1 protein-coding gene (only partly in view) is annotated in these 6,775 nt (G+C 68.1%); it reads right to left on the reverse strand.

Translation table 11 applies throughout. The annotated features are described in order from the left end of the window. Positions 1-6,730: the 5' end (the start) of an SDR family NAD(P)-dependent oxidoreductase gene (locus ACMGG8_RS19710; protein ID WP_414158231.1), read on the reverse strand. Its footprint begins 8,156 nt before the window's first position; the window shows 6,730 of its 14,886 coding nt (coding positions 1-6,730); the start codon lies at positions 6,728-6,730; its stop codon lies off the left edge, out of view. Between the last annotated feature and the right edge of the window lie 45 nt (positions 6,731-6,775).

Raw genomic sequence — 6,775 nt, forward strand, 5'->3', positions numbered from 1 at the left:
CCGGCTCGGCGCCGACGTACAGGCTGACCGCCTGCCCGGCCAGTGCCATGGGGTTGTACCCGGCATCCTCCAGGGCCTTCCAGCTTTCCTGCAGCACCAGGCGCTGATGCGGGGTCATCGACTCCGCTTCGTGGGGGGTGAGGTTGAAGAACAGCGGATCGAAGCAGTCGCGATCCTCGAGTATGCCGGCGCGGTTGCAATAGCTTGTGCCCGGCCGTCTGTCGGCGCTGTAGGCATCGGCCCGCAGGTAGTCCGGCCCCAGTGCCTGCACGCTGTTCTTCCCGGCCAGCAGGTTGTCCCAGAGTTGCTCGACGTTTTCGGCGCCGGGGAACTGCCCGGCCATGCCGATCACCGCAATCGGCCCGCCACCCGGCGGCGCCAGTGGGCTTGGGGTGTCGCCGCCGGCCAGTGCCGCGGCCATCACCGGGTTGTCCAGCATCGCGGTCATCGCGGCCTGGGGCGGGCTCGCAACGCTCGCCAGTGCCTGGGCAATCTGCGGGCCATGGGCCTGTTGCAGGTAGCGGTGGAGCTTGCTCACGGTGGCCTGCTCGAACAGGATCGCGCTGTTGAGCTTGATCCCCAGCCGGTTGCCCAGTTGCTTGACGAAGCCGACTCCGAGAATCGAGTCCACGCCGTAATCGGAAAACGGCGTGCGTACCCCGATGCCCTGGGCATCGGCCTTGAGGGTCTTGGCCAGGGCCTCGATGATCACCTGCTGCAGTCGGTCTGCAACGTCTTCGGGGGCTGGGGTGCCGCTGGCAGGATGCTCGTTCACTCTGGACTCCTTGTCGGGTGCCGGCGCGGCGGGCCGGGGCGGCGCAAAAGCGGGCAGCGCCAGGGCGTCGCCGTGGGCGGTGATGATCTGTTGCCCCAGGGCGACTGACGCCGGGACATGCAGCTGGACCTGCTCGAAGCCGCTGCTCCACAGCAGCTCGAGCCAGGTCGGCTCGGCAATCAGCGGCGAACCGGGGATGCGCAGCGCCGGGTCCTCATACAGCCACCAGCCATCGAGCAGGCCGAAGGTGACTGTGGCCGCGCAGGTCTTGCGATTCAGTTCGTTCAACGCCAGCAAGCCGCCGCTGCGCAACAGCGCGCGGACATGGGCCAGGGTGCTGCGCATGTTGGCGGTGGCGTGCAGCACGTTGGTGGCGACCACGATGTCATAGCCCTGGCCGCTGTCCGGGGGCTGGCTGATGTCCAGCAGTTGCGTGGTGAAGTAAGGCCGGCCGGCCGCGAAGCTGGCTTCGCCGTGCTGCAGGAAGGCCCGGGAGAGGTCGCTGTAGCAGTATTCGCCAAGGTGCGCGGCCCAGGGTTCCAGGGCGGCCAGCAATGGCGCCGTGGTGCCGCCGGTGCCGGCGCCGATTTCCAGCAGGCGCAGCGGGTGGTCGGGCTCGGCCGCCACCCACTGTTGAACCTGTGCGCTGACCTGGGCGGCCAGTTGCCGGTTGAAAAAGTCCGACAGGCTGTTGTGCCGGTAAATGCCCTCGACCTTTTCCATGGAACCGTCCGGAAACAGCAGGTCGGTGGCCTGGACCTGCCCGGTCAGGATTTCCGGCAGTTGCAGCAGGCACGCGTCGATCAGGGTCACTTGCGCCCGGCGCTCGGGGTCGGCGCAATACTGCTCGCGCTGGGTTTGCCAGGCCGCGAGGATCGCTCCATGGCGCGAGCGGGCAATGGTGGTTGCCACGGCAAAGTCTTCGCCCTGCCGGCGCAGATAGCCGTGCTCCACCAGAATCGCCAGGCATTCCAGCCACCAGCGCCCAAAGCGCTCGCTGATACCGGCCTGCTGGCGCCAGTGTTCGGCACTTTGCGCCTGGGGGGTCATGAAGATCCCCAGGGTCTGCAACTGGACCATCAGCAGCACGGCAATGGACTGGTCGAGTCGCTGCGGATCGAACAACTGCTGCAAGCGCTGGTGCTCGGCAGGGTCCAGCTCGATCCCCGGCAGCGCCGCGGGCAGCAAGGGCTGCGGCTGCAACTGCAAGGGCTGGCCCTCGGGCACGGCCATCAGTTGGCGCACGGCCGGCGAGGCCTGGAGGCACAGCAAGCGGCGCAGCGAACCGCTGGCCAGTTGCGCGACAAACCGGCTGAAACAGGCAAAGCCCTGTTCATCGTCGAGGGCGTCCAGGTGCTCGCTGACGGCCTGGGCCTGCAGCGAAGCGCGCCAGAACCCCCAGTTGATCACCCCGACCGGAAAGCGTGCCGCCGGGCCTATGGCCTCGGCAAAGGCATCGGCGAAGGTGATGCCGCAGGCATAGGCCGACAGCTTGGCCGCGCCGGAAAAGGCAAAGCCCTGTCCGGAGGAGAAATAACAGAGGAAATCCAGCGGCTGCTCGGCCAGCGCCTGATAGAAGTTCAGGCTGCCACGGCTCTTGATGTCGAGAATCTGCTGAAACTGCGCCTCGCTGGTGTGCTGGATGCTGTTATCGAAATCAAAGACCATGGCCGAGAACACCGCGCCATTGATCCGCCCGTAGCGCTGATTGACCTGGGCCACGGCCTGCTGCAGTTGCGCCAGATCGGTGCCGTCCACCTGCAGGTAGTCGACCCGGCCGCGCAGGTGCCCGGCGTTCAGGCTCTGCTGCAGTTGCGGGTGGTCGGCAGGCTTGCGCCCCAGCCAGATCACCCGGGCCTGATAGTGCTCGATCAACTGGCGGCTGAGCACCTGCCCGATCACCCCGCTACCGCCGAGAATCAGGTAGACCCCCTGCTGTTGCAGCGCCGAGCGGCTGTTGCGAGGGTCCGCCAGTTGCAGCGGGCGTAGTTGCTGAACAAAGCGCCCGCCGCGGCTGAGCTTGACCGGCTCGCCGCGCTGCGAGGCCGGCTCGGCGAGGATCTGCGCCAGCAGGCGTTGCCGGCTTTCGGCGTTCTGCAGTTCGTCGAGGTTGAGGTCCAGTGTGCGCAGGTGCACCCGATGCTCGCTCTGGGCCATCGCATACCCCAGGCCGGTCATGCCCGCCCCCAGCGGGTTGCCCCGTTGCGGCGCGCCGGCAAAGGCGTAGCGGCCGAAGGACAACAGGAAACAGTCCAGGCCGCGGGCGTCGCTCGCTTGCGCGGACAATGCCTTGAACAGCCGCAGCAGCGGCAACTCGTGGTGCTGCAGGCTGTCGGCCAGCGCCGAGGGCGCCAGTTCACCGGCCGTTGGCGCGCTGATCACCATCAGCTGCGCCAGCGTGCCCAGCGCCGGCAGAATCGACGAGAAGCCTGACGGATCGGCATCGCCACAGTGCCAGTGGCCCGCCGCCAACAGCCGGGTCGGCCCTGGGCCGCAGTCGATCCGCAGCACCTGGCCAGGCTCCTGAGGATGCTCGGCCAAGGCTGCCAGCAGGCCCTCGGTCGCCTCGGCGGATTCGCCCAGGGTCACCAGCACCCGCGCTCCTGCCCCCGGCGGTGGAGCCGGTTCATCGGCGGTCTGCGCCTGCCAGCCCGGCAGGTAGCAGCACTGGCTCAAGTCCTGCGCGGCGGGCACCTCGACCACGGCCGCATGGGGGGCTGGCGGATGGGCCAGGCCCGGCATCCAGTAGCAGTTCCTGGCAAAGGGATACCCGGGCAGGCTGATCCGCTGCGGCCGCCGATACGTGCCGTGCCCATAGAGCCGCTGCCAGTCGACGACTGCGCCCTGCACCCAGGCTTGCGCCAGTTCGCTCAGTTGCCGTTGCTCCAGCCACTGGTCGATCGGCAGCGAGTCGGCGCTCTCCAGGGCCGGGTCATAGGGGTCGCTATGGCCCTGAAACAGCGTCTGCGACTCTTCGCCAGCCAGCCAGCGCGCCAGCGACTCCTGCAACTGCGGCAGGGATTCAACCAGCAGCGCCAGCCGCTCGGCCATGGCGTCGCGCCCGGTCTGCAGGGTCCACGCCAGGTCGGCCATGGCGGTCCGGGCCGCCTCCTCGCCGGCCAGGAACCCCTGCAAGCGCAGCACCGACTCACCCAGGCGTTGCCGGTCGCGGGCCGAGAGCAGGATCAGCCAGGGGCCGGGCATGGCCACTCGCGGGTCGAGGCTGGGGCAATGCTCCTCGACGATCAGCGACGCATTGGCGCCACCAGCGCCAAAGGAGGACACCGCGGCCATGCGCGGCGCGCCCTCCATGACCCAGGGCGCCAGTTGCTGCTGTACGCGAAACGGCGTGCCCTGGAAATCGATCTTCGGATTGGGCTGCGCCGCGTGCAGCGACGGCACCAGCTGGCGGTGCTGCAGTTGCAGCAGCACCTTGCTCAAGCCCGCGATGCCGGCGGCACTTTCGCAGTGACCGATATTGCTCTTGATCGAGCCGATGGCGCAGTGGGCCGCACCGCCATGGGCAAAGACCCGGCTCAGGCCGCTGATCTCGATGGGATCGCCCAGCGCGGTGCCGGTGCCGTGGGCCTCGATGTAGCTGATCTGCCGCGGCTCGACGGCGGCCCGGGCCAGGGCTTTTTCCAGGACCCGCTGCTGGGCGCCGGCGCTGGGCACGGTGTAGCCGTTGGTCTTGCCACCGGCGTTGATCGCGCTGCCGCGAATCACCCCATAGATCCGGTCGCCATCGGCCAGGGCCTGGGCCAGCGGCTTGAGCAGCACCGCGCCGACCCCTTCGGCGTCGACAAAGCCGTCGGCCTCGTCGGCAAAGGCGCGGCAGTGTTCGCCGGGCGATAGCATCATCATTTCGCACAGGCTCAGGTAGTGCCGGGGGTTGATAATCAGGTTGATGCCGCCGGCAATCGCCAGCCGGCAGTTGCCACTGTTGAGGCTCTCCACCGCCAGGTGGATGGCCGTCAGCGATGACGAACAGGCGCTGTCGACCGCCAGGCTCGGGCCTTGCAGATCCAACTGGTAGGACACCCGATTGGCAATCGACCAGTAGTTGCTGAGGGGGTTGTAGCTGCCGTTCATGACCCCGACAAACACCCCGACCTCGCCCTGTTGGTGCAGGGTCGCCGGGTTGTAGCCGGCGTCTTCGACACTGTGATAGGCCACTTGCAGGAACAGCCGCTCCTGCGGGTCCATCCGTTCGGCCTCGGTGCGCGAAAGGTTGAAAAACGCCGGATCGAACTGGTCGATGCCCTCGATAAAACCGCCCCAGCGCGTATAGAGGTGCCCGGGCAGCCCCTTCTCCTCGGCAAAATAGCGCCGCCAGTCCCAGCGCTCGCTGGGGATCTGCGCCACCGCGCACTGGCCGCCCGCCAGGTTGTGCCACAGCTCGCCCATCGACTGCGCGCCCGGATAACGGCCGTCGAGGCCGATGATGGCGATGCGAGTGTCCGCGCCCGGCTCCGCTGCCTGCGCGGGCTGCCCAGGGGCGTCGGGGCTGACGCCGGTCTGCGGTCCTTGCGCCTCGGGCTGGCCCAACAGCCGCTCAAGCTCCGCCCCGCGGTGCTGGATAAAATGCTCGGTCAGCGCCGCCAGGGTCGGCACTTCAAAGAACACCGCGCTGTCCACCGCGGCGAAATGCTCGCTGAAGGCGTGGGTCAGCCGCACCACCAGGATCGAGTCCAGGCCATAGTCCTCCAGCGGCCGGGTCAGGCTCATCCTGGCGGCGGGAATCTTCAGCGTGGTGCTGACCAGCTGGCGCAGGAACTCCGTGACCCGTTGTCGCCAGCCGTCCGCAGTGGTGCTCCGGGTCGGGCCCGCCAGCGGCGGCTGCGCAGAGTCGCGGAGCGCCTCGGCTGCCGCGCTGGGCGGCCGACTCTCGGGCAGGGGCTGACGCACGATGCCGTCGCTCTCGGCCAGGATGATCTGCTGGCCCTGGGCATGGGCCTGCCGGGCAGGAAACAGCACCGGACCAAATCCCTCCTGCTCCAGCACCGCCTGCCACGCCGCCGGCGACAGACCGGGGCACCCCGGCAGGCGCAGGGCGCCATCGCGATGCAGCCACCAACCTTCGAGCAAGCCGAAGCTCAGGTGGGTGAACAGCGAGGCCTGGCTGATTTCATTGAGCATCAGCAAACCGCCCTTGCGCAGCACGGCCTTGGCGTTGCGCAGGGTCTGGCGGATCTGCGGGGTGGCGTGCAGCACATTGGTCGCCAGCACCAGGTGATAGTGATCGGCGTCGATCCCCTGCTCGGCGCAAGGCCGCGAGACATCGAACAGCCGGGTGTGGAAAAACGGGTGATGGGCGGCGAACTGCTCGACGCCGTGTTGCAGGAAGGCCTGTGACAGATCGGTGTAGCAGTATTCGCCCAGCTGCGAGCGCCAGGGCTCCAGCGCCGCCAGCAGGCCTGCCGTGGTGCCGCCGGTGCCCGCGCCGATCTCCAGGATGCGCAGCGGTTCGGCGTCTGCCGGGCGGCTTTCGAGGTGGGCCAGCACCGCCTCGATCAATACCTGATTGAAATAGTCGGAAATGCGATTGTGCTTGTAGATCCCTTCCACCAGGCTCATCGAGCCACCAGGAAACAGCACGCCAGGGGCGCTCAGCTCACCGCGCAGCACCCCCGGCAAGCCCTTGAGGCAGGCGTCGAGCAACCCTGCCCGGGCCGCCAGATCGGGGTCCTGGCGCCATTCGGGCAAGCGCGCGTGCCACTGTTGCCACAGCGCCTCGGCGTCAGCGCCGTCGACACCGGCCACATAGCGCAGGCTCTCGGCAAGCCATAGTTCCAGGTACCCCGGGGCGACCTGGCCGTGCCGGGCCGCCAGGGCTTGCAGGTCCTCGACGCGGCGTAGCTCGAGCCCCTGAAGCTGGCTCGCCAGCAGGCGACGGGCCAGTGCATCGAGTTCGCCCCAGGCGCTGGCGTTGGTCTGATGTGCGGCTGTTTGCATGCTTCAACTTCCCTGTGACGCGTCTGCTGTAGGTGAATAAATAAG

This window comes from Pseudomonas sp. BNK-45, assembly GCF_047456255.1.
Lineage (GTDB): Bacteria > Pseudomonadota > Gammaproteobacteria > Pseudomonadales > Pseudomonadaceae > Aquipseudomonas.